At 66.4% G+C, this 20,936-nt stretch carries 20 protein-coding genes; 8 read left to right on the forward strand and 12 right to left on the reverse strand.

Translation table 11 applies throughout. From position 1 onward, the window contains the following. Positions 1–46: 46 nt before the first annotated feature. From ACE3TH_RS12240 to ACE3TH_RS12250, 3 genes are all read left to right on the forward strand, one after another. Complete coding sequence (locus ACE3TH_RS12240) at positions 47–1,858, forward strand: autotransporter domain-containing protein (protein WP_374600022.1); 1,812 nt, start codon at positions 47–49, stop codon at positions 1,856–1,858. Between the two features lie 218 nt (positions 1,859–2,076). Next, the gene (locus tag ACE3TH_RS12245) at positions 2,077–2,703 is read left to right on the forward strand and encodes a M23 family metallopeptidase (RefSeq protein ID WP_374600024.1); all 627 of its coding nucleotides are present in this window, start codon (positions 2,077–2,079) and stop codon (positions 2,701–2,703) included. 52 nt (positions 2,704–2,755) lie between these two features. After that, the gene (locus ACE3TH_RS12250; protein WP_374600025.1) at positions 2,756–5,035 is read left to right on the forward strand and encodes a response regulator; all 2,280 of its coding nucleotides are present in this window, start codon (positions 2,756–2,758) and stop codon (positions 5,033–5,035) included. A 28-nt stretch (positions 5,036–5,063) separates the two neighbouring features. On the opposite strand, the gene ACE3TH_RS12255 is transcribed toward ACE3TH_RS12250, so the two are convergent. Both ACE3TH_RS12255 and aceA read right to left on the reverse strand, forming a co-directional pair. Continuing rightward, positions 5,064–5,273: a hypothetical protein gene (locus ACE3TH_RS12255; RefSeq protein ID WP_374600027.1), complete on the reverse strand. Its 210-nt coding sequence runs from the start codon at positions 5,271–5,273 to the stop codon at positions 5,064–5,066. Positions 5,274–5,288: 15 nt separating this feature from the next. Then, positions 5,289–6,569 carry an isocitrate lyase gene (aceA, locus tag ACE3TH_RS12260; RefSeq protein WP_374600029.1) on the reverse strand — a complete coding sequence of 427 codons (1,281 nt, stop codon included), beginning with the start codon at positions 6,567–6,569 and terminating at the stop codon, positions 5,289–5,291. Positions 6,570–6,728: 159 nt separating this feature from the next. Between aceA and ACE3TH_RS12265 the strand changes: the two genes are divergently transcribed. Beyond that, positions 6,729–8,141 (forward strand): short-chain fatty acyl-CoA regulator family protein, encoded by a 1,413-nt coding sequence (locus ACE3TH_RS12265; RefSeq protein WP_374600030.1) that lies wholly within the window; start codon positions 6,729–6,731, stop codon positions 8,139–8,141. On the opposite strand, the gene ACE3TH_RS12270 is transcribed toward ACE3TH_RS12265, so the two are convergent. Together ACE3TH_RS12270 and ACE3TH_RS12275 are read right to left on the reverse strand one after the other, a co-directional pair. Then, entirely contained in the window at positions 8,138–9,574 is a 1,437-nt protein-coding gene (locus ACE3TH_RS12270; protein ID WP_374600032.1) for a hypothetical protein, read from the reverse strand. The two genes, ACE3TH_RS12265 and ACE3TH_RS12270, sit on opposite strands and share 4 nt — an antisense overlap. Before the next feature lie 68 nt (positions 9,575–9,642). Then, positions 9,643–10,632: a helix-turn-helix transcriptional regulator gene (locus tag ACE3TH_RS12275; RefSeq protein ID WP_374600034.1), complete on the reverse strand. Its 990-nt coding sequence runs from the start codon at positions 10,630–10,632 to the stop codon at positions 9,643–9,645. Positions 10,633–10,719: 87 nt separating this feature from the next. On the opposite strand from ACE3TH_RS12275, the gene ACE3TH_RS12280 reads away from it, so the two are divergent. Together ACE3TH_RS12280 and ACE3TH_RS12285 are read left to right on the forward strand one after the other, a co-directional pair. Then, positions 10,720–10,959: a hypothetical protein gene (locus ACE3TH_RS12280; protein WP_292175443.1), complete on the forward strand. Its 240-nt coding sequence runs from the start codon at positions 10,720–10,722 to the stop codon at positions 10,957–10,959. Further along, entirely contained in the window at positions 10,959–11,171 is a 213-nt protein-coding gene (locus ACE3TH_RS12285; protein WP_374600036.1) for a hypothetical protein, read from the forward strand. Before ACE3TH_RS12280 ends, ACE3TH_RS12285 begins: the two co-directional genes overlap by 1 nt. Here ACE3TH_RS12285 and ACE3TH_RS12290 read toward each other — a convergent pair. The 7 genes from ACE3TH_RS12290 to ACE3TH_RS12320 all read right to left on the reverse strand — a co-directional run bounded on the left by ACE3TH_RS12290 (position 11,160) and on the right by ACE3TH_RS12320 (position 16,409). Next, a complete protein-coding gene (locus ACE3TH_RS12290; protein WP_374600038.1) occupies positions 11,160–12,272 on the reverse strand; it encodes an acyltransferase family protein in 1,113 nt (370 codons plus the stop codon). The genes ACE3TH_RS12285 and ACE3TH_RS12290 overlap by 12 nt on opposite strands. 96 nt (positions 12,273–12,368) lie before the next feature. Next, a complete protein-coding gene (locus tag ACE3TH_RS12295; protein WP_374600040.1) occupies positions 12,369–12,740 on the reverse strand; it encodes a hypothetical protein in 372 nt (123 codons plus the stop codon). A 31-nt stretch (positions 12,741–12,771) separates the two neighbouring features. Continuing rightward, the gene (locus tag ACE3TH_RS12300) at positions 12,772–13,206 is read right to left on the reverse strand and encodes a hypothetical protein (RefSeq protein WP_374600042.1); all 435 of its coding nucleotides are present in this window, start codon (positions 13,204–13,206) and stop codon (positions 12,772–12,774) included. A 10-nt stretch (positions 13,207–13,216) separates the two neighbouring features. Next, positions 13,217–14,632, reverse strand: a complete 1,416-nt coding sequence (locus tag ACE3TH_RS12305) for an NAD(P)(+) transhydrogenase (Re/Si-specific) subunit beta (RefSeq protein ID WP_374600043.1) — start codon at positions 14,630–14,632, stop codon at positions 13,217–13,219. A gap of 24 nt (positions 14,633–14,656) precedes the next feature. Next, entirely contained in the window at positions 14,657–14,944 is a 288-nt protein-coding gene (locus ACE3TH_RS12310; protein WP_373255571.1) for a hypothetical protein, read from the reverse strand. After that, positions 14,941–15,276: an NAD(P) transhydrogenase subunit alpha gene (locus ACE3TH_RS12315; RefSeq protein ID WP_374600045.1), complete on the reverse strand. Its 336-nt coding sequence runs from the start codon at positions 15,274–15,276 to the stop codon at positions 14,941–14,943. Before ACE3TH_RS12315 ends, ACE3TH_RS12310 begins: the two co-directional genes overlap by 4 nt. Continuing rightward, positions 15,276–16,409 (reverse strand): Re/Si-specific NAD(P)(+) transhydrogenase subunit alpha, encoded by a 1,134-nt coding sequence (locus ACE3TH_RS12320; protein ID WP_374600047.1) that lies wholly within the window; start codon positions 16,407–16,409, stop codon positions 15,276–15,278. The genes ACE3TH_RS12315 and ACE3TH_RS12320 overlap by 1 nt, the downstream gene beginning before the upstream one ends. Before the next feature lie 108 nt (positions 16,410–16,517). Between ACE3TH_RS12320 and ACE3TH_RS12325 the strand changes: the two genes are divergently transcribed. Further along, the gene (locus tag ACE3TH_RS12325; RefSeq protein WP_374600049.1) at positions 16,518–18,305 is read left to right on the forward strand and encodes an acyltransferase family protein; all 1,788 of its coding nucleotides are present in this window, start codon (positions 16,518–16,520) and stop codon (positions 18,303–18,305) included. A 143-nt stretch (positions 18,306–18,448) separates the two neighbouring features. After that, positions 18,449–20,356: a glucans biosynthesis glucosyltransferase MdoH gene (mdoH, locus tag ACE3TH_RS12330; protein WP_374600051.1), complete on the forward strand. Its 1,908-nt coding sequence runs from the start codon at positions 18,449–18,451 to the stop codon at positions 20,354–20,356. 263 nt (positions 20,357–20,619) lie between these two features. Here mdoH and ACE3TH_RS12335 read toward each other — a convergent pair whose 3' ends face one another. Further along, the gene (locus ACE3TH_RS12335; protein ID WP_296167083.1) at positions 20,620–20,883 is read right to left on the reverse strand and encodes an aa3-type cytochrome c oxidase subunit IV; all 264 of its coding nucleotides are present in this window, start codon (positions 20,881–20,883) and stop codon (positions 20,620–20,622) included. Positions 20,884–20,936: the final 53 nt, after the last annotated feature.

Below are 20,936 nucleotides of genomic sequence, written 5' to 3' on the forward strand. Positions count from 1 at the left end.
AGTCCACCTGAACGGTCGCATGATGACGGCCGATGGGAGGATCAACATGTCTCGTTTTCTGCGCACCGCCTGCGCGGCCGCACTGGCCGTCGCCGCTCTTGGGGCCGCCGCCGGCTCTGCCCAGGCCCAGACCTACAACCGCCTGGTCGTGTTCGGCGACAGCCTGAGCGACAACGGCAATCTGTTCGCCCTGACGGGCCAGCCGCCGGCCCCCTATTTCCAGGGCCGATTCTCAAACGGGCCGGTCTTTACCGAACTTTTGGGCTTCAACGCCGGGCGCTTCACGGCGGGAGCGCCTGTCACGGGCAGCGTCAACTACGCCTTTGGCGGGGCACGCACCGACTTCGCCGCCTCGCCTCCCGGCATGCGCGCCCAGCTTGCGGCCTACACCGGCGCAGGCGGCACCTTCGGGGCCAACGACCTGGTCAGCGTGCTGGGCGGAGCCAACAACATCTTCCAGGCCTTCCCGGCCGCTGCCGCCAACCCGGCGACGGCCCAGAGCACCATGCAGAGCGTGGCCCTTTCCGCAGCCAGCGACATCAATTTGATCGTCAGCAGCATCGCTCAGGCCGGGGCCGGCACAATACTGGTCAGCAATCTGCCCCGGCTGGGCATAACACCCCAGTTTGCTTCGACAGGGGCGAGCGGCGCAGCCTTGGCCGACTTCTCTGGCACGACGTTCAACAGCGCCCTGCTGAACAATCTGTTCACCACGGCGGCGGCCCGACCGAACAGCAACATCATTCTGATGGATCTCTACAAGATCAGTGATCCGCTGCGCGCCAACCCAGGTCGCTTTGGCCTGACCAATGCGACGGATGCGTGTTTCAACGGCGCGACTGTCTGCTCCAACCCTGACGGCTATCTCTATTGGGACGGCGTGCACCCGACCGCCGCCGGTCACCGCCTGCTGGCGCGGCTGGCCAACGACTACCTTTACTATGGCGACATCGGTGCCCAATCGACGGTCCAGGCCGAGACCGGCTTCCGCCAGCGCGAGGACCTGCTGGACCTGACCGGAGAGATGGTGTCCGGCCATGCGGCCTGGGAGCCCGGCACGGCCATGACTTTCGCCGTCATCGCCGACAGCGTCGAGACGGATGCGCGTGGCAGCGTGGCCTCCGCCGATGCCACGGGCTGGGGTGGACGGGTCGGCCTGGACTATGTCGCATCGCCCACCGCCCGCTACGGCTTTACGGCCACCCTGCGTGAGACCGAAGTCGAGGCGGGAGCCATGCAGTTCGACGTCCGCTCCTACGGCTTTGACGCCTACGCCGGCTGGCGCATGAACGACATGTTCCTCAACGCTACCGCAGGCGGCTCGATCGACCAGTATGACGACATCTCGCGGGTGACCTCGCTGGCTCCGGTCGTCCATCTGGGCGAGACCGACGGCGGCAGTGTCGGGGCTAGGGTCCAGGCGGGTCTGTGGTTCGACATGGGCGGTATTGCGATCTCGCCGCGCGCCGCCCTGTCGTACGTCTCCACCGACGTGAACGGCTACAATGAAGTCGGTTCCGCCGCTGAATACGCTTATCAGAATCGCACTGTCGCTGCGGCGAGCGGCGAGGTTTCCCTGCGCGCAGAGGGCGGCGGTGAGGACGTCAACTTCTATGTCGAGGGCGGTTATCGCGACACCTTCGGCGAAGACAGGGACGATGTGCGCGTCGGCATCGTCGGCAACCCGGCCCAGATCCTGGCCCGCTCGTTCGACGATCCGTTCGGCGGTTCGCTGGTCGCCTCGGCAGGTGTCGAGGCCGACGTCGGGCCGTTCCGGATGTCGGCGGGCTATCGCGGTCGCTTTGGCGACAGCGCCGACAGTCATGTCGGGGCCGTCACGCTGAAATTGCCGCTTTAACTTCGGTTCCAATACTTAGTTCAGGGCGCGCGGTCTTCGGATCGCGCGCCCTTCTTCGTTCCGCGCCTGCGACGACCTGCCACCCCGTGGGGCCCAAAAGTCGCCCCACCAAGCCTTAGAACGACGCCATTCCCGGTCGCCGACCGAGAGCGTCGCCTGACTTGTGCGGCCCGTCGGCACCCCCACCGCTCTTAGAGCCAGACGGAGCCGACGCCGCCATGCGACGCCTGATGCTGACCGCCCGGTCTTTCCTGATCCACTCCAGCCAACTGGCCGTGCTGGCCGGTGTGGCCGTTTTCGCCGCCGCCGCAGGCCCCATGAATACGGATGTCGCGGCGGACCTCGACATCGGCCCGGCCCCCGAGGTCACCGCCACCACTGCGGTTGTTCAGGCCCCGGGCCCGGTGACGCGACTGATCACCTTTTCCGAGCCCGTGCGCGGTTATGCCATCAACTCGCCCTTCGGCCTGCGCCGCCTCGCCGACGAGGCCGCTGCGCGCCACCACGACGGCGTCGACATCGCCGCCCCGATGGGCACCAGCGTCTATGTGGCCAGCGAGGGCGTCGTCCTGCGCACCGGCTACGATCCCGACGGCTATGGCCGGTTCATCGAGGTGCGCCATCCCAACGGCATGACCACGCTGTACGGTCACCTGAGCCGCGTCGATGTGGCGTCCGGCACAGCCGTCAGCGACGGCGAACGCATCGGCCTGGTCGGCTCGACCGGCCGCTCGACCGGCCCGCACCTGCATTTCGAGGTACGTCGCAACGATCGCCAGATTAATCCTGTGCGGGTCCTTGGCCGCTCCCTGCCCGCCGTGGTGGCACAGCCCACGGTGGCCTGACCGCACGGTTTTTTCACCTTCTCCTGTCACGCTTGTCGGGACAGGGGGTTGAGTGCTGACGTTTTTCGAGCATCTGACTGCGCATTACGACTGGCGCTGGGCCGGCATGGCCGCGCTGATCTGTGCCGTCGGCGTGCCCATCGCCTTTAAGCTGCTGGCCGATGCCCGCGAGGGCGCGCATCGCGGACGGCGGACCAAGGCACTGGGCTCGGTCGTCGTCGGCTGCCTGACGCTGTGGACCACGCACTTCGTGGCCATGAACGGCTATGACTTCGGCGGGGAGCTGCATTTCGATCCGCTGTTGACGGTCGGGTCCTATCTGATGGCCCTGGTGTCGGTCGGCACGACCTATGTGATATCGACACGCGGCAGAACGCCCGCCTGGCGCGCCGTCGCGGGCGCTGCTGGAGCCATCTTGTTCGTCGCCATGGCGGTCGTCAGCCTTTGGGGCACACACGTCACGGGCCGCGCCATTCAGCTGGACTGGAGCATCATCGCCCTGGCGGCGACAGCCAGCGCCGCCGTCACCGCCGTGGGAGCATGGCAGAACAACAACAGGAACACCCGTCAGGTCCTGATCGCCGGCTGGCTGGCCGCCGCGGGCGTTCTGCTGTCACATCTGATCACCCTGGCGGCGATCACCGTCGTGCCCGACCCCGGAGCCATGCTCCCTCCAAATCTGGTCAGCGAGGGCGTCGTGCGTGGCTGGGTGCAAGGGTCAGTCTCACTCGGCATCGGCATCGCAGGCTTCCTCGGTGGGCTGGTCTACTGGTCACGCCACAGCGCCATCGCCCAGGTTCGCGAGGCCATCCAGGCCATGCCCGACGGCATGGGCTTCTATGACGCCAAGGATCGGCTGATCCTCTGGAACGCCCGCTACGCCGAGCTAAATCCCCAGGTCGCGCCCAAGCTGGTCGCTGGCATAACCTTCCGCGACATCCTGAAGGCCGATCTGGCCGCAGGCATCCATCCTGAAAGCCGTGGCCGCGAGGAGGCATGGATCGAGGAGCGGATGAAGGCGCGCGCCAGCCTATCCGAAACGGTCGAGCAGCAGTTGTCCGACGGCCGCTGGCTGCGCGTGCAGGACCGTGCGACCGCTGAGGGCGGCATCGTCACCCTGGTCAACGATATCACCGACCTGAAGCGCGACGCCCAAGCCCTGGCCGAGGCCCGCGACGCGGCCCAGGCCGCCAACACCGCCAAGAGCCAGTTCCTGGCCAATATGAGCCATGAAATCCGCACACCCCTGAACGGCGTCATCGGCGTGGCTCAGGCTCTGGCCCGGACCGATCTGTCCGACCAGCAGAAGGAGATGCTGCAGCTGATCCAGTCATCTGGCCAGACGCTGCAGGTCCTGCTCAGCGATATCCTGGACTTGGCGCGGGTCGAATCCGGGCGGCTGGAGCTGACACCCGAGCCCTTTGATCTGGGACGCGCCGTGCGCGAGGCGGCTCAGTTGTTCGAGGCCATGGCGCGGGAGAAGGGCCTGCGCCTGATCGTCGAGATCGCGCCGGATGTGGACGGCTGGGTCGTGGGTGATGTGGTGCGGATCAAGCAGATCCTGACCAATCTGGTCTCGAATGCGGTCAAGTTCACCGCGCGGGGCATGGTCACCCTGACCGCCCTGCCCGTGTCCGACGGCGAAGGTCGCCCGATGATCCGCTTCACGGTCGAGGATACCGGCATCGGCTTTGACGCCGAAACACGCAGCCGCCTGTTCAGCCGCTTCGAACAGGCCGACGGGGCCATCACGCGTCGGTTCGGTGGCTCCGGGCTGGGCCTTGCCATTTCGCATCAGTTGGCCGGCATGATGGGCGGCACTCTGGATTGCGAGAGTGAGCCGGGCGGCGGCTCGGCCTTCATACTGACCGTTCCGCTGATCCGCGCCCAAAGTCCTGCTACGGCCGCTCCTATGATCCAGGCGGCGACCAGCGATCGTCGTCTCCGCGTCCTTCTGGCCGACGACCACCCGGTCAACCGTAAGGTCGTTCAGATGATCCTGGGCCAGATCGATGCCGAACTGGTCGAGACGGAAAACGGCGCCGAGGCGGTCGAGGCCTTCCGCCAGTCGGACTTCGATGTCGTCCTGATGGACATGCAGATGCCCGTGATGGACGGCCTTTTGGCCACGCGCGAAATCCGTCAATGGGAGGCTGTGGCGGGCCTGAAGCCGACGCCCATCGTCATGCTGACCGCCAATGCCCTGACCGAGCATGTCCAGGCCGCTGCCGCGGCGGGCGCGGACCGGCATCTGGCCAAGCCGTTCGACGCGGCGGAGTTGATCCAGCTGGTCAGCACCCTGCCCCACCGCACGGCCGCCCTCGCCGCCTGACCAAGGCCAGGCGGCGGGACGAACCGTCCTACTCGTAGCCGTGGGCCGCCTCGTTGATGACCTGCGAGGGCATGCGAGAGAAATCGACTGCGACGGGCCCAGGTGCCTTGGCCTGGAAGGTCTTGATCACATGCTCCAGACGGCGGCGGACCTCGGTGGCGGCCTCGTTCGAGGGATCGAGGTCCAGCGGGGCCAGGCAGAAATCGATGATGGCCTGGGGGCGTTGCAGTGGTTCCATGAGACTGTCTCCTGACTATTCGGCGGCTTGGAACTGGGCGGTTTCGGTCGATTCCTTCATGGCGGTTGTCGAGGACTGGCCGTTGGAGATGACCGTGGCGACCTGGTCGAAATAGCCGGTGCCGACCTCGCGCTGGTGGCGGGTGGCGGTGTAGCCGATGGCCTCGTTGGCGAACTCGCGCTGCTGCAGCTCGGAATAGGCCGCCATGCCGCGGTCGCGGTAGCCGTCGGCCAGCTCGAACATACCGTTGTTCAAGCTGTGGAAGCCGGCCAGGGTCACGAACTGGAACTTGTAGCCCATGGCCCCCAGCTCGCGCTGGAACTTGGCGATGGTGGCGTCGTCCAGCTTGGCCTTCCAGTTGAAGGACGGCGAGCAGTTGTAGGCCATCAGCTTGCCGGGATGTTCCTTCTGGATCGCCTCGGCAAAGCGTTTTGCGTCGTCCAGATCGGGGTGGCTGGTTTCCCACCACAGCAGGTCGGCGATATTGGCATAGGACAGGCCTCGCGCGATGCAGTGGTCCAAGCCTGTACCTTCCTTCAGGCGGAAGAAACCCTCGGGCGTGCGATTGTCGCGGTCGATGAAGGGCTGGTCGCGCTCGTCGATGTCGGAGGTGATCAGCTGGGCGCTTTCGGCGTCGGTGCGGGCGACTGTAATCGTGGGCGTGCCCATGACGTCGGCGGCCAGGCGGGCGGCGACCAGATTGCGCTCATGCGCCTGGGTCGGGATCAGGACCTTGCCGCCCAGGTGGCCGCACTTCTTTTCCGACGCCAGCTGATCCTCGAAGTGGACGCCCGCGGCACCCGCCTCGATGAAGGCCTTCATGATCTCGAAGCTGTTCAGCGGCCCGCCGAAGCCGGCCTCCGCATCAGCCACGATGGGGGCGAACCAGTCGCGCCTGGCCCCGCCTTCGGCATGTTCGATCTGGTCGGCGCGTTGCAGGGTGCGGTTGATCCGGCGGCACAGCTCGGGCGCGGCGTTGGCCGGGTAAAGCGACTGATCCGGATACATGGCCCCGGCGGTGTTGGCATCGGCGGCGACCTGCCATCCCGACAGATAGATGGCCTTCAGCCCGGCGCGGACCATCTGCATGGCCTGGTTGCCGGTGACGGCACCCAAGGCGTTGATGTAGGGCTCGGAGTGCAGCAACTCCCACAGGCGGTTGGCGCCGCGCTCAGCCAGGGTGTGGGTGACGGGCACGGAGCCACGCAGGCGCAGGACATCCTCAGGCGTGTAGGGGCGCTCGATGCCGTCGAAACGGCCGGCGGGCGAAGGAACCAGGTCGGCGAAGGTGGTCATGGTCTGGGTCTCTGCTCAGGGTGTCCGGCCGGATGTGCCGGGTGTCGAGCCAACAGAACACGCTAGAGTCATGAATGACACAGCATAAGCCGCGAGATTGCAGTCATACAGTCACACTATGACACTTGCCGTTAAGTCATGATGTGACATCATGCCGGTATGGACACGGCGGATCGCAAACTGTTTCTGGGCGGGCGGCTGAAACGGCTGCGGCGCGATCTGTCGCTGACGCAAACGGCCATGGCCGCCGATCTGGGCGTTTCGCCCAGCTATCTGAACCACATAGAGCGGAACCAGCGGCCCGTGTCGGCTCAGCTTCTGCTGCGTCTGGCCGACACCTATGACGTGGATCTGCGCACCCTGGGCCAGTCGGGGGGCACGGCGTCGGAGGCTGAACTGGCCGAGGCCTTTGCCGATCCCTTGTTTCAGGGGCTGAGCGTCCCGCGCCACGAAATCGTGCAGATGGCCGAGGATCAGCCTGCTGCGGCGGATGCCCTGCTGCGGCTTTACCGCGCCTTCGCCGACCGTCGCACGCGGGATCGGGACGAAACTGGCGTTGACGACGACAGCCCCGCCGACTGGGTCCGCGACTACATCCAGGCCCGCGCCAATCATTTTCCCGAACTGGACATCCTGGGCGAGACGCTCGCGACTGCACTGGACGCCGCCGCGCCGGGCGAACCGTTCGAGACGCGGGCCCGCGCCCGCCTGCAGTCGACCCATGGCCTCAGCGTGCGCACCCTGCCCGCCGAAGTCATGGTGGAGTGGACGCGGCGGTTCGATTTTCACCGGCGTCGCCTGTTGCTGTCCGAGACCCTGGGGCCATCGTCGCGCGCCTTCGCGGTCGCTTTCCAGCTGGCGCTGTCCGAGCACGAGGCCGAACTGACGGCGACGGCCGAGGCCGCCGCCGCGCCCGACGAGGCCACACGCCGCCTGCTGAAGGTGGCCCTGACCAATACGCTAGCCGCCGCCATCCTGATGCCCTACGGCGCATTCCAGCGGACGGCGGAGGAAATGGGCTACGACCTGGCCCAGCTTCAGGCGCGGTTTGGGGTATCCTGGGAACAGGCGGCGCATCGCCTGACGACCCTGTCGCGGCCGACAGCGCGGGGCGTGCCCTTCTTCCTGATGCGGGTTGATCAGGCGGGCAATGTGTCCAAACGCTATGCCTCGGGCAGCTTTCCTTTCTCGCGGTTCGGCGGGGCCTGTCCGCGCTGGCGGCTGCACAGCGCCTTTCGCACGCCGGGCCGGACCGTTACCCAGATCATCGAGACACCCGATGGAGGCCGCTGGTTTACCCTGGCCCGCACGGTCGACCGCCAGGGCAGTGACGCCTTCACCGAGGGCCACGACCTGGCCATCGGCCTGGGGTGTGAGCTGAAGCATGCGCACCGCCTGACCTATGCTAGAGGGCTCGATCTGGCCGCGCCGGAGGTGACGCCCATCGGCCCCGCCTGCCGCCTGTGCCACCGCCACCCCTGTGCCGAGCGCGCGGCACCGCCCGTGGATCGCCCGTTGACCGTGGACGACTGGTCCAAATCGGTCAGTCCCTATCCGTTCTCGGCGACCTAGATCAGCTCGATCTTTCCGTCCGTCATCCGATAGGCGACGCCCGAGCGTTCGAACAGCGTGACGATGGCCGGCGTCGGATCGGCCATGCCGGTGTCCAGCAGGACCTCGATCTGGGCCCTCAGTTCGGGATCGGCCGACACCGCCGTCAGATGCGCCAGCCATTCCTCGCGCGTCAGGACGCCGTCCTCGCGGCTGTCGTCGATCAGGGGCTTCAGAAAGTCGAACCAGTCGCCGCCGGTCGCCCGTTTCTGCGCCGCCTCCGCCGCCAGGGCGAACACGGCTCCGCAGGCATAGAAGGCGCGGTGTTCGCCGCGCCGTCCGGCCTCGCTGACGGGTTTGACGCCCAGCTTGACGCAGTCATCGACCTCACGCTGAAGTTCGAACTGTGCGTCATAGGTCGGATCCAGTGTCTTCAGCGCACGGATAGCCATCAGATCGGCCCCACCTTCGGTGATCCATGAATCCCGCGCGCGTTCGTAGCGCACTGTCTGACCTAGCCAGAAATGCGCACTTTCATGGCCGATGAACCAACGGTTCAGGGCCAGGATTTCGGCGGACTCGCTCAGCAGTTCCTGCCCCTCGAAACTCGCTGTGATCAGTCCAGGCAGAACGCTGCCGCTCAAACTGGTGTGGGTGGGGTTGGGGCCGTACCAGCTGGCCATGATGGTCGGTCGTCGCGTCTCTCCCGGTCCCAGCCTGTGACCGTAGTAGTCGATCATCCGCGGCGCGAAATCCTCGATGTTGGCGACCAACCAGGCGGGCAGTTCCGGATCGACCACCGTGACCAACCGGTCCATCTCCTTCATCTGGGCCTGGCCAAACAGGACATAGGCATTGGCGTCCTGGGCCGTCGCCTGGGTCAGCCGCTCGCCCTTCAGCAAGACCGGCCCGGCACGGTCGGTCCAGGTGATCCGCACCGCGCCCCACTCGCGCTCTGTGCCACGCTCCATCGTTTCGGGAATGGCCTCCAGCGACGGCAGCGGGAAGACGTCGAAGGCCCCGCTGTACATGGCCACGGAACCGTCCGTGAACTTCAGGATCGAATAGTCGGCCTCCAGATCGTCGCTGCTGGGCGTCAGCCGCAGGCTGACCAGGCGCGGCACCGGACGACCGTCAAGGCTGCGCAGCACGTCCAGATCGCCGACCCGCTCCAGCACGACGCCGGGCGTCGTCACCTGCCAGTCACGCGGTCGCCAGGGTTCGCGCGTGCCATCGATCACGGTAGACCGTTCGAAGCCCCAGACGGGCGCATCGTCGGCCAGGACATAGTCGGCGGTCCAGACGTCACCGTCACGCGTCACCGCGACTTCGGCAGCGGGCTGAGCCTTGCCGGGGGTCTGGGCGATGACCGGCGGCGACGCAGTCGCACAGGCCGCCAGACTGGACGCCATCAGCATGGCCGCTGTGCAAAGGGCCAGTCGTCGTCCGCTCATGCATCATCCCCCGGTTTCGAGTCTCGACGTTAGCGAGATCGCGCGCGCGTCGTCGCCTTAAATCCGGTTCACGTCTGCGACTGATCGAGGGCAGCCTGAGCCGCCACCAGTTCGTCGGCCATCACCGTCTTCAGCCGCTCCGGGGCCAAGATGCGGACCTGCTGGCCCCAGCTGAACAGGTGCCAGGCTAGTTCGCGCATGCCCGATGCGCGGAACCGGACGATGACACCACCGTCCGGCTGGTCCTCCAGCGACTGGGTCGGATGCCAACGCCAGACGCGCGCCTCGGCGGCCCCTTCGGGCGTGATCTTCAGCACTACATCCTCGATCGCGTCCTGATAGATGCCGAACGACTGGCCCGCAAAGACCTGAAGGTCGAAATCGGCGGGCGGGACCGCGACGCCCGGCTCGGCCTTGACCGCGCTCATCCGGTCCAGGCGAAAGGTCTTGATCGTGCCGCTGTCCGGCTCGGCGGCGACAAGATAATTCGCCCGCCCGAACATCAGGCCACAGGGGGTCATGACGCGGCGGCGTGCCTCGGCCCCCGGGCGGCTGTAGATGAAGCCCAGCGGCTGGCCCGCCAGCACCGCCTGACGCACCTCGGCCAGCACGGCCTCGTCGGCCGAGGCGCGTGGCCCCGCCTGCACCGCCAGGGTCTCGGCCCGAACCAGCGCCTCCAGATCGGGAGCCAGACGGTTCAGGGTGGTGGAGCGGATGGCCGACTTCAGCTTGCGCTCCAGACTTTCCAGCGCCTGGGCCCGTCCCGGCTCTCCCGTGGCGCGCAGGCCCTGCGCCGCCCGCGTCAGTTCGACCAGCTCCTCGGCCGTCGGGGCCTGTTCGAAGGCTGACAGCCCGCCGCGGATGCGCCAGCGTTTGTGCGGCCAGTCCGACACCTCTTCCGTCTGAGGGTACAGGTCCAGTATGGCGTCGCGCATTCTCTCGGCGGTACGGCGCCCGACGCCCATCTCGCGCACGATGTCATCGAGGGTCAGCCCCTCCGCACTGGCGGCCATGCGGCGCGCCAGGTCGATCATCATGCCGGCCTTCTCGTGTCTCATGATTTTTTTCTGACATACGACCGTTTCTGACGCAACACTGTCTCATGGTCAGTCTCAACGCAGTCCCGCGTCCCCGGAGTTGACCTCATGACCCGCATTGCCAGCCGCTTCGCCCCCGCCTCCGCAGTCTCGTCGTCCCGCTATCTGATCGTGCCCTGCGAAGGGGACGGTCTGGGCGCACTGGCCGTCGTCTGGGACCGTCTGGAAGAGCAGGTGATCGACGTCATCGATGCCCGTCTGTCGGCCCGCTATGCAGACGAGGACGCCCTCTGGGACGAGGCCCGCCCCGCCTTCGACCCGTCCGAAGACTTCCGCATGGCGGCGTAATGGCCTTTGCGCTCTGGGCCGTTGGCGGATTCATCTTCGTCGTCTACTTCGGCACGCTGGCATTGCAGGCCGCGATCATCCTGCTGCAATTGGCCATCGTGGTCGTCACATGGTCGTTGAGGGTTCTGGCCGGTCTGGCCGCCATGATCTGGCTGGCAGTGTTTGATCGCAGGGCGCTAGGGAGCGCGTGGCGGCAAGGTCTAGCGGGCTGACGACGGCTTGGTCCTGCGGTCGATCCAGCGCTGGGCCGGGATTTCGACGAACCGGTGCGCCAGCAATGCCAGTCCGACGATACCGACGAACAGGCCCACGGCGAAAAAGTCGTTCAGCCAGACCGAACCGAAGTCGATGCGCCGTCCATTCGGCATCCAGTCCAGCTTTCGCGCCACGATCAACACGACGGTGATCACGAACATGTGGACCATGTAGATCGAGAAGGACCACCGCCCCAGAGTCACCAAGGGCCGGGTGTCCAGCAGACGCGACACCGCCCCCTTTTCCCCCGCAAAGACCCAGACACCAACGACGAACATCAGGGTCACCGCCACGGTCACCGGCCCGGTCGCCCAGGCGATGAACAGGCCGATCAGCAGCAGGACCGCGATCTCCAGCACGGTCGCCACGCTACCCCTCAAGCGTGGAATACGCAGCCACATCCCCTGCAGCATGCAGCCCAGAAAGAAGCCGTAGACCGCGCGCGGAAAGGCCAGATCATAGGTGGTGTTCATCCAGCGCCGCGCGAACAGTAGCACCATCACGGCCCCGATCACCGCCAGCACTACCCCGATCCACCGCCAGCGACGCGGGGCAACCAGTAGCAGGGCGGCAAACACGACATAGCAACCCACCTCCACACTCAGCGTCCACGACGGCCCGTTCCAGGTCAGATAGGGGTGGATATTGAACGCCTGGATCAGCAGCAGATTGGTGAAGATCGCCTCCACCGACCGATCGCGCGTGAAGGGCGTGACGCCGTCGATGTCGAACCACAGCCGTGCCAGTTCCAGTCCCACGAAGGCCGCTAGCATCAGCACATGCAGCGGCCAGACCCGCCCCAGACGGCGCACCATAAACCGCCCGGCGTCGCGCGGCGTCCTCAGCCGCTCGGCATAGGCATGGGCAATGACGAAGCCCGACAGGACGAAGAAATAGTCGACGAACAGATAGCCATGCTGGACCAGCCCCCAGTCCCGCCAGTGACTGGCCACCGGCATGTGGAACATCACCACCAGGATTGCACAGACCCCGCGCAGGGAGTCCAGCGCCTCGAAACGGCGATGCTGGGTGACGGATATGGCGGCGGCAGTGTTCACGGGCGCGTGATAGCGCCGCGCATGCATGCGCGATAGGGCCTTCAGCCTTCGGACGGATATCGCTCACGCAAGGCCCTGACGGACCAGACCGCCATCTCACGCAGGACGTCCAGATCGATGTCCGACAGGCGATTGACGTAGACGCACGACTGACCGGACTTGTGCTTGCCCAACCGGTTCAGAAAGTCCCCCCGCGCCGTCATAGGCGGCCATGTAGAAGACGGTGTTGGCCTTGCGCGGCGAGAACCCGACCAGCGGCGCATCGCCCTCCCGGCCGGATTCGTACCGGTAATGATAGCGGCCGAAGCCGATGATCGACGGCCCCCACATCACAGGCGGCTCGCCGGTGACCTCGCTCAGCAGCGCGAGCGCTGCACGTGCATCCTCGCGGCGCCCCGGATGGTCTACGGCTTCGATGAACGCGTCGACGGCGGCATCGGTGGGCTTGGTCTTGGCTTCGGTGGTCATGGACGCCTCGCAGGCCATAAACGCGTGGAACTCAGTTGGACACAGACCGCCAGGCCCCGTCGCGGTAACGGACCCGGTCGGCACCTATCCACGGTACGCGAGGCATCCATCCGCCGGTCCAGCCATGTCCGCTGATCTCATAGACGGTGTCCGCCCGCAGCGGCTGAGGAGGCGTATCCACGACAAAGCCCTCAGGCGTCTGGCCGTAGGTGATGGACCCCAAGATGACGCATCGATCACTCGCAGAACGAACCCGCCAGACGGCACCGTCCAGGCCATTGCCACGTCCAGGCTCGAAAACCGTCAGATAATCGACGCAGACGCGCACCGGGCGGTCCGAATTCGCTGACTCGCTCATGATGACCGACGGCTGTTCCAGTCCACCGACCACCGTGATGTGCTGATAGGCCGAACAGGCCGCAGGCGTCAGCCCCAGCGCGACAACAGCGCAGACCTTCTGACGCATCCGTTTCACCTCACAGCCCCTTCACGATCCCCTCGACCATCTTCTTGGCGTCGGCGAACAGCATCATGGTGTTGTCGCGGAAGAAGAGTTCGTTCTCGACGCCCGCATAGCCACTGCCCATGCCGCGCTTGATGAACAGGACGGTGCCGGCCTTTTCGACGTCCAGGATGGGCATGCCGTAGATGGCGCTGGTGGGGTCGGTCTTGGCGGCCGGGTTGGTGACGTCGTTGGCGCCGATGACGAAGGCGACGTCTGCAGTGGCAAACTCGGCGTTGATGTCCTCCAGCTCGAACACCTCGTCATAGGGGACGTTGGCCTCGGCCAGCAGGACGTTCATATGGCCGGGCATGCGGCCGGCGACGGGGTGGATGGCGTATTTCACCTCGACCCCCTCCTCCTTCAGCTTGTCGGCCATTTCGCGCAGCGCATGCTGGGCCTGGGCCACGGCCATGCCGTAGCCGGGGACGATGATGACCTTGGAAGCGTTCTTCATGATGAAGGCGGCGTCCTCGGCGCTGCCCTGTTTGACGGGACGGGTTTCGACCGCGCCGCCGCCCGCTCCCGCCGTCTCGCCGCCGAAGCCGCCCAGGATGACGCTGATGAAGCTGCGGTTCATGCCCTTGCACATGATGTAGCTCAGGATCGCGCCTGACGAACCGACCAGGGCCCCGGTGATGATCAGGGCGATGTTCTCAAGCGTGAAGCCCAGGGCCGCCGCCGCCCAGCCGGAATAGGAGTTGAGCATGGACACCACCACCGGCATGTCCGCCCCGCCGATGGGGATGATCAGGGTCGCGCCCAGGATCAGGGCGATCAGGAACACGCCCCAGAAGGCCCACACCGCCGTCCCGCCCGTGCCAATCAGGATGCCGATCAGGAAGACCAGCGCCAGCGCCAGGCCGATGTTGATCAGGTGCCGCGCCGGCAGGATGATCGGTGCCCCGCTCATCCGTCCGTCCAGCTTGGCGAAGGCGATGACCGAGCCGGTGAAGGTGATGGCCCCGATGGCGACGCCCAGTGACAGTTCGATGATCGACAGGGTCTTGATGCCCCCCGCCTCGGTCGCGATGCCAAAGCTTTCGGGCGCATAGACGGCCCCGACCGCGACCAGACAGGCGGCCAGACCGACCAGGCTGTGGAAGGCGGCCACCAGTTGCGGCATGTCGGTCATCTTGACCTTGGCGGCGATGAAGGCCCCTGCCCCGCCGCCCACGATGACCCCGCCCGCGATCAGGGCCAGCGTCAGCGGATCCAGCGTATGCGTCCACCACAGGGTCAGAAGGGTCACGCCGACGGCCAGGGCCATGCCCACCATGCCGAAGGTATTGCCCTGACGGCTGGTCTCGGGACTGGACAGCCCGCGCAAGGACAGGATGAACAGGACCCCGGCGACCAGATAGGCCAGTGCGGCCAGCGATGCGTTCATGCGCTCAGTTTCCCCTCACGTCTCTCAACGACCCGGCGGCGGACAGGCCGTCCGACCCAGTCGCCACAGCCCCGCCGCGATGAACAGCGGCCCCAGCAGCACCATCGCCCAGTCGAACACCCCCATCGGCTTGTCCTGCGCCACGATGCGCAGCAGGACCGACGAGAACAGCAGCACCATGCCGCAGTCCAGGAACCGGACCTTGGCGATGGCGTCGCGCGCGCCGAACCAGCTCCACAGCCACAAAGCCACCCCGATCGCCGATGCGACCCAGGACGCGCCGACCGCGAAGGGGACGATGTCGGTCGTCACGCGGACTTCACCTCGACCTTGGGCTTTTCCTTCTTGCGGTACATGGCCAGCATCCGTCGCGTGACCATGAAGCCGCCGAAGATGTTGACACTGGCCAGGGTCACCGCCGCGACGCCGGCCGCCTTGGCGATCCAGCCGTTGGGGCCCGCGTCACCACTCAGCGCCGCCGCTGCGATCAGGCCGCCGACAACGATCACACTGGAAATGGCATTAGTCACGGCCATCAGCGGCGTATGCAGCGCCGGCGTCACCGACCAGACGACATAGTAGCCGACGAAGATCGCCAGCACGAAGATGGCCAGGCGGAAGATGGTGGGATCGACGTGTTCCATTAGCCCCTCACTCCTTCATGCACCACGGCCCCGCCATGGGTGACGACCGCCGCCTTTAGGATCTCATCCTCCAGATCCAACGCCAGGACCCCGTCCCTGATCAGCAGGCCGACAAAGGCCGACAGGTTGCGGGCATAGAGGGCGGAGGCGTCGGCCGCGATACGGCCCGGCAGGTTGGCATGGCCGACGATCTGGACGCCGTTCGGGGTGGTGACGACCTCGTTCAGCCGGCCACCCTCGACATTGCCGCCGTTCTCGATGGCCAGGTCGACGATGACCGAGCCCGGCTTCATCGTCGCCACCTGATCGGCGGTGATCAGCACGGGCGCGGCGCGGCCTGGGATCAGGGCCGTGGTGATGACGATGTCCTGCTTTCTGATGTGTTCGCCGGTCAGGACCGCCTGTTTGGCCTGATATTCCGGCGACATGGGCTTGGCATAGCCGCCGGCGGTCTGGGCGTTCTTGAACTCGTCGTCCTCGACAGCGAGGAATTTGGCACCCAGGCTCTCGACCTGTTCCTTGGTGGCGGGGCGCACATCCGTGGCGCTGACGACCGCGCCCAGCCGGCGGGCGGTCGCGATGGCCTGCAAGCCCGCAACCCCCACGCCCATGACAAAGACCTTGGCAGGCGCCACGGTGCCCGCCGCCGTCATCATCATGGGGAAGCCCTTGCCATAGGCAGCGGCCGCCTCGATCACGGCGCGATAGCCCGCCAGATTGGCCTGGGACGACAGCACGTCCATGACCTGGGCGCGAGTGATGCGGGGCACGAACTCCATGGCGAAGGCGGTGACATTGGCACCAGACAGCGCCTGGACCGTTTCCTTTTCGCGATAGGCATCCAGCATGGCCAAGACGATCGCGCCGGGTTTCAGGGCGCTGGTCTCCTGAGCCGTCGGGCCGCGCACCTTCAGGACGATGTCCGCCCCCTCCAGCGTGCTGCGCGTGTCGGCGGCGACGGTCGCGCCCGCGGCGGCATAGTCGGCGTCCGGGATGTAGGAGCCTGCCCCCGTCCCCGCCTCGACCGTCACGACCGCGCCCAGCTTGATCAGGGCCTTGACCGTGTCAGGGGTGACGGCACAGCGCGTTTCGCCTTCGCGGCGCTCGCGGGTCACGGCGATGGTCAGGCCCACGCGAATCCCTCCGTCCAGTCTTGTTGAACCGACGTTAGGCCGTTCCGGCGCGGCGCGTCAAAGCGTTGTCGCATGGACAGAAACCACCCGCTCGACCATAGACGCCGCGTGAGCCAGACCCCCGCCCTCAGCACGCGTCGAAACGACCTGGACTGGATCCGGGTGGCGGCGTTCGGCCTGCTCATCCTGTATCATGTCACACTGGTCTATGCGCCCTACGACTGGCACGTCCACAGCGCCCATACCTTCGACTGGCTGCACGAGGCGGTGTTGATCACCAACCCCTGGCGGCTGACGCTGCTGTTCCTCGTCTCCGGCGCGGCGCTCAGGCTGATGGCGACGCGACGCACGCCGGGCCGCACGCTGAGGGACCGGGCCGAGCGGCTGCTCCCGCCGCTGATCTTCGGCACCCTGTTGCTGGTGCCCATCCAGTCGTGGATCGAGGCCATCGACAAGGGTGGCTTTGACGGCACCTTCATCGACTGGCTGGTGCATGAGTTCGGGCCGACGGGCCTGTCGAACGGTGTGCCGGTCAACCACCTGTGGTTCATCGTCTATATCGCGGTCTACAGCCTGGTGGCCGTCGCCCTGCTGACGAGCCCGGCGCTGATGGAGCGGCTGGAAGGCTGGTTGGTCCTCGCCACCGCGGGGTGGCGCGTGCTGATGGTGCCGATGGCCTATCTGATCGTCATCCGGATCGTCCTGTTTCCGCTGTTCGGCATCACCAACCGGCTGAGCTGGGACGGCTACAATCATTTCCTGTCGCTGGGGGCCTTTCTGTTCGGCTTCCTGATGGTAAAGCACGAAAAGCTATGGGCCGGGCTGGAGCGGCATCGCAGGACGGCCGCCCTCATCGCCCTGATCGCCTTGCCGGTCATGATGGTGCAGGCGGCCCATCCCGGTGGCGCGACCTGGTTCGGCATTCCGCGCGCCATCGTCTTCGGCATCGACCAGTGGGCCGTGATCGCGGCCATCCTGGGCTATGGCAGCCGTTATCTGCGACAAGCCTCGGGACCGGTCCTGCGGTATCTGGTCGACGCCACCTTCACGCTTTACCTCGCGCATCAGACCGTGCTGGTCGTGGCCGTCTGGTTCATCCGGCCCGCCAACCTGCACGCCCCGCTGGAGGCGACGGCCTTGGTCGGGATTACCTTCGGCGTCAGCCTGCTGATCTATGAGATCGTCAAGCGCGTCCCCCTGATCCGACCGCTGTGGGGGTTGAAGCCCCTGCCCGACACGGTCGTGCGGCCCCGCTATGCCCGTCGTCGCAGCCTGCTGATCGTCGGCATGGCCGCCCCCCTGCTGGCGCTGACCGCGGTACTGATCGGCGTGGCGACCTATCCCGGCTTCGATCACGCGCGCCAGTATCTCAGCGAATTGGGCGGGGCTTCGGCCCCCCTGCCCCTGATCTTCAATGGCGGGGTCTTCATCGCGGGCCTGATGTGCATGGCGGCCGGCGTCGGCTTCGGCCTGGCCATCCACGGCCTGACCGAGCGCTGGATCGTCGCGTCGCTGACGGGGCTGGTCTTCATCCTGGCGGGCATCGGGCTGGCGGTGTCGAGCCTCTACCCGTGGCCCGATCCGCGACATATGGCGATCAATCTCGGCCTTGGCATCCAGATCGCGCCCCTGCTGCTGCTGTGGGGCCTGTGGAGCCATGTCGATCTGCGGCGACTGAAGGTGTTTCTGTTCGTGACCTTCGTGGCCATGGCCATCCTGACGGTCTTCACCCACCACATGATCCTGCCCGGCACGGTCAATCCGGCCAATGTCGGCTTGTGGGAGCGCGCCTATGCGATCATCCTGGTCGGCTGGGTTGGCATCGCCGCCTTCGTGCTGGAGCGACGGCTAAAGGTGCAAGCGGATCGCCACAGTCCGGACGATCTCGCACCCTAAAGCGGTCTGGTTCCATAATTTTTGGGAATATCACCATTCCGTGATTGAAAATCGCGTGAAAGTGATCGACATTGCCGGCGTGCTGCAATGCAGCAATCCCGCCCGGTTTCCGGACCGGTTTCAGGATCAAAGGCCCGCACCGAATGACTTTGCTTGCGACACGGATCGACGCCGCCAATGCCCCGCTGGACACCGAGTCCACGCGGCCGGCCTGGACGTGGCTGCCCGAAGAGGCCCCGATGGCCATGCCGCGCCAGTCGCTGGACAGCCGCGATGCCTTCGTCAAACGCGCTGCGCCCGCCACCTCGCCCGTCTCGATCGGTCGTCGTCGCCTGATCCTGACGGCTTTGACCGTCATCGTCACCGCCCTGGCCGCCATCGCGCCCGTGGCCCTGTACGCCCGTCACGGCTTCGATGCGCTTGAGATCGCGGCCCTGGGCCTGTTCCTGGTGCTGATCACCGCCATCGCCTGCTGGTTCTCCAGCGCCGCCATCGGCTTCTGGGTGCTGCTGACCGGCCGCGAGCAGGAAGACCTGAAGTTCCGCCCCCATCCGCCGGAGCCGACGCAGCGCACGGCGCTGCTGATGCCGCTGTATAACGAAGACGCCCGCGCCGCCTTCGCGCGTCTGGCCGTCATCGACAACTCCCTGGCCCGTCTCGGCGTGTCCGAGGCCTTCGACATTTTCGTTCTGAGCGATTCGACCAAGGCCGAAGCCGCCGATCAGGAGCATCAGGCCTATCTGGGCTTCCGGGCCCACGCCCATTCTCGCGTCTTCTATCGCCGTCGCGAAAAGAACATCGAGCGCAAATGCGGCAACATCGCTGAATGGACGCACCGTTTCGGCGGGGCCTATCCCTTCATGCTGGTGCTCGACGCCGACAGCACCATGGCGGGCGAGACCATCCTGCGCATGGTCGACTGCATGGAGCGCAATCCGGGCATTGGCCTGCTGCAGACCACGCCGACCATTATCAAGGGCCAGACCCTGTTCGCGCGCGTGTCGCAGTTCAGCGTACGGCTGTACGGCCGCGTCGCCGCCGCCGGCCTGGCCTGGTGGGCGGGCGCCGAGGCCAGCTACTGGGGCCACAACGCCATCCTGCGCACCGAAGCCTTTGCGTCCTGCGCCCACCTGCCCGTCCTGCCGGGCCGCGAGCCGTTCGGCGGCGCGATCCTGAGCCATGATACGGTCGAGGCTGCCCTGCTGCGTCGTGGCGGCTGGGCCGTGCACGTCACCGCCGCCCTGGACGGAAGCTGCGAGGAAACGCCCTCGACCATGCTGGACTTCATCCGCCGCGATCACCGCTGGTGCCAGGGCAATATGCAGCACCTGGGCCTGCTGAAGACCCGCAGCCTCAGCCTGATGAGCCGCACCCAGATGGTCATGGGCTTCATGGCCTATTTCTCGTCGCCCCTGTGGCTGGCGTCGCTGGTCGCCGGAATGATCATCCAGATGCAGTATCCGATCGACTGGGCGTCCTTCGGTTACATGCTGAACCCGCAGTTCACGCCCTTCATGCTGGCGACCCTGCTGTCCGGCGTCCTGCTGATCGGGCCCAAGGTCATGGGGGCCCTGCTGGTCCTCAGCCGCCCGCGCGAACGCCGCGCCTTCGGCGGGGCCCGCCAGATCGTCAAGGGCATGGCGCTGGAAATCCTGCTGTCCGCCCTGATCGCCCCGGTCATGATGGTCGCCTCGACCAAGGCCATCATCCAGATCGCGCTGGGCCACGACGCCGGCTGGCAGACCCAGGACCGCGACACCGACGGCGTCAGCTGGTCCGCCGCCTTCAAGTCCATGCGCTGGCAGATGGCGACCGGCCTGATGTTCTGCGCCGGCCTGGTGGTGCGTCCCGACATGATCGTCTGGTTCGCCCCGGTGGTCCTGCCCCTGCTGTTTGCCGCTCCCCTGGTGGTCCTCACCTCGCGCCGTCGCCTGGGCGATGCCGCGGCCAAGGCCGGCTATCTGGCCATTCCGGACGAAGCGGGCGTCAGCGTCAGCACCATTCCCAGCGTCCCGCACCTTGTGCCGGTCCGCACGGCCGCCGTCGCCTGAGCGCATCCGTACCGAAGCATTGACGCAACACGGGTCGATATTATGCTGCGTCGCAGCATAAGTTGTGCGCTTGCGTCTGGCGCAGGCCCAGCCCGCTGATACGTTGATCCGGCTTTCAGAAGGCGGGACGCGGCCCGGCCTTCACGGTGCGCGGTGTCTCCGGACATCGATCACCGGTCGGGCCGCAGACCCTCAAGGCTTCAGGCGCGAAAAAGCCGGACTGCCTGAACAGCCCGGCGCATCTACAAATCGGGGGCTAGGCGCTAGTGCGCCGCTGATTTGGGCGAGCGCAGGAAAAAGCCGCCGCCGACCAGCAGGACGACGAACACGATCGCGCCGGCCATGAAGCTGCCGCCCGGCATGAACCAGACGGTCAGGAAGGCCAGGATGGCGGCGACCGCCAGCGAGCCCCACTTGGTCAGCCCCTGGAACAGATTGAACGTCGCAACCTGCTCGCTGATTTCCTGGGTGCCGCGCGCATAGGCGTCGTGGCTGTCGTGGGCGTCGGCGGTGTGCGGGTCGGCCATAGGGATATCCAGAGGACTCATTCGGATTATGGGTGCCTTATAGCGGCCCCGCG

Origin of the sequence: Brevundimonas sp. (assembly GCF_041919755.1) — a bacterium.
Lineage (GTDB): Bacteria > Pseudomonadota > Alphaproteobacteria > Caulobacterales > Caulobacteraceae > Brevundimonas.